At 52.7% G+C, this 2,912-nt stretch carries 1 rRNA gene; it reads right to left on the bottom strand.

From position 1 onward, the window contains the following. Positions 1-12 precede the first annotated feature (12 nt). A 23S ribosomal RNA gene (locus C5O79_RS37805) occupies positions 13-2,894 on the bottom strand. Positions 2,895-2,912: the final 18 nt, after the last annotated feature.

Here is a 2,912-nt window from a genome sequence, read left to right on the forward strand (position 1 = left end):
CAGACTTGTTATAGGATCAAGCCTTACGGGCAATTAGTATCAGTTAGCTGAACGCATTACTGCGCTTACACACCTGACCTATCAACGTCCTGGTCTCGAACGACCCTTCAAGGGGATCTAGTCCCCAGGGATATCTCATCTTAAGGCGAGTTTCCCGCTTAGATGCTTTCAGCGGTTATCTCTTCCGAACATAGCTACCCGGCGATGCCACTGGCGTGACAACCGGTACACCAGAGGTTCGTCCACTCCGGTCCTCTCGTACTAGGAGCAGCCCCCTTCAAATATCCAACGCCCACGGCAGATAGGGACCAAACTGTCTCACGACGTTTTAAACCCAGCTCACGTACCTCTTTAAATGGCGAACAGCCATACCCTTGGGACCGGCTACAGCCCCAGGATGAGATGAGCCGACATCGAGGTGCCAAACACCGCCGTCGATATGAACTCTTGGGCGGTATCAGCCTGTTATCCCCAGAGTACCTTTTATCCGTTGAGCGATGGCCCTTCCATACAGAACCACCGGATCACTATGACCTGCTTTCGCACCTGCTCGACTTGTCGGTCTCGCAGTTAAGCACGCTTATGCCATTGCACTATCAGCACGATTTCCGACCGTACCTAGCGTACCTTCGTACTCCTCCGTTACGCTTTGGGAGGAGACCGCCCCAGTCAAACTGCCTACCATGCACTGTCCCCGACCCGGATCACGGGCCAAGGTTAGAACCTCAAACAAACCAGGGTGGTATTTCAAGGACGGCTCCACCGAAACTAGCGTTCCGGTTTCATAGCCTCCCACCTATCCTACACAGATCGGTTCAAAGTCCAATGCAAAGCTACAGTAAAGGTTCATGGGGTCTTTCCGTCTAGCCGCGGGTAGATTGCATCATCACAAACACTTCAACTTCGCTGAGTCTCGGGAGGAGACAGTGTGGCCATCGTTACGCCATTCGTGCAGGTCGGAACTTACCCGACAAGGAATTTCGCTACCTTAGGACCGTTATAGTTACGGCCGCCGTTTACCGGGACTTCAATCAAGAGCTTGCACCCCATCATTTAATCTTCCGGCACCGGGCAGGCGTCACACCCTATACGTCCACTTTCGTGTTTGCAGAGTGCTGTGTTTTTATTAAACAGTCGCAGCCACCAGTTTATTGCAACCCCTTCACCCTTCTGGCGCAAGCCAGTCAAGCTACAAGGGCGTACCTTATCCCGAAGTTACGGTACCAATTTGCCGAGTTCCTTCTCCCGAGTTCTCTCAAGCGCCTTAGAATACTCATCTCGCCCACCTGTGTCGGTTTGCGGTACGGTCATCATTAGACTGAAGCTTAGAGGCTTTTCTTGGAACCACTTCCAATTGCTTCGCTCCCTAAGGAGCTCGCGCCACACCCTTGAATTACGCACCCGGATTTGCCTAAGTGCCTTCTCCAATGCAGCGACCGGGACTTCCAACACCCGGACAACCTTCCGCGATCCGTCCCCCCATCGCATCTAACAATGGTGCAGGAATATTGACCTGCTTCCCATCAGCTACGCATTTCTGCCTCGCCTTAGGGGCCGACTCACCCTACGCCGATGAACGTTGCGTAGGAAACCTTGGGCTTACGGCGAGGGGGCCTTTCACCCCCTTTATCGCTACTCATGTCAGCATTCGCACTTCCGATACCTCCAGCACCCTTTACAAGGCACCTTCGCAGGCTTACGGAACGCTCTCCTACCATGCGAGCAAAGCTCGCATCCGCAGCTTCGGTATATAGCTTAGCCCCGTTACATCTTCCGCGCAGGACGACTCGATCAGTGAGCTATTACGCTTTCTTTAAAGGGTGGCTGCTTCTAAGCCAACCTCCTGACTGTTTTAGCCTTCCCACTTCGTTTCCCACTTAGCTATATTTGGGGACCTTAGCTGGCGGTCTGGGTTGTTTCCCTCTTGACACCGGACGTTAGCACCCGATGTCTGTCTCCCGTGATTGCACTCTTCGGTATTCGGAGTTTGCTATGGCGGGGTAATCTGCAATAGACCCCCCAACCATGACAGTGCTCTACCCCCGAAGGTGAGACACGAGGCACTACCTAAATAGTTTTCGGAGAGAACCAGCTATTTCCAGGTTTGTTTAGCCTTTCACCCCTATCCACAGCTCATCCCCTAACTTTTCAACGTTAGTGGGTTCGGACCTCCAGTACGTGTTACCGCACCTTCATCCTGGCCATGGATAGATCACCTGGTTTCGGGTCTACGCCCAGCAACTGAACGCCCTATTCGGACTCGCTTTCGCTACGCCTGCCCTATACGGTTAAGCTTGCTACTGAACGTAAGTCGCTGACCCATTATACAAAAGGTACGCCGTCACCCCTTACGAGGCTCCGACTGTTTGTATGCATGCGGTTTCAGGATCTATTTCACTCCCCTCCCGGGGTTCTTTTCGCCTTTCCCTCACGGTACTGGTTCACTATCGGTCGATCACGAGTATTTAGCCTTGGAGGATGGTCCCCCCATCTTCAGACAGGATTTCACGTGTCCCGCCCTACTTGTCGCACACCTAGTTCTTTCATACTGTTTTCGCCTACAGGGCTATCACCTGCTATGGCCGCACTTTCCAGAGCGTTCGGCTAACAATACAAATAAAGAGTGCAAGGCTCATCCCATTTCGCTCGCCACTACTTTGGGAATCTCGGTTGATTTCTTTTCCTGCGGTTACTTAGATGTTTCAGTTCACCGCGTTCGCTTCGCATGGCCTATGTATTCAGCCATGGATACTCCAAAAGGAGTGGGTTTCCCCATTCGGACATCTACGGATCAAAGCTTGTTTGCCAGCTCCCCGTAGCTTTTCGCAGGCTACCGCGTCCTTCATCGCCTGTGATCGCCAAGGCATCCACCACATGCACTTGTTCGCTTGACCCTATAACGAGTCTGTCTC

This window comes from Burkholderia sp. SRS-25, assembly GCF_004343765.1.
Taxonomy (GTDB): domain Bacteria; phylum Pseudomonadota; class Gammaproteobacteria; order Burkholderiales; family Burkholderiaceae; genus Burkholderia; species Burkholderia contaminans.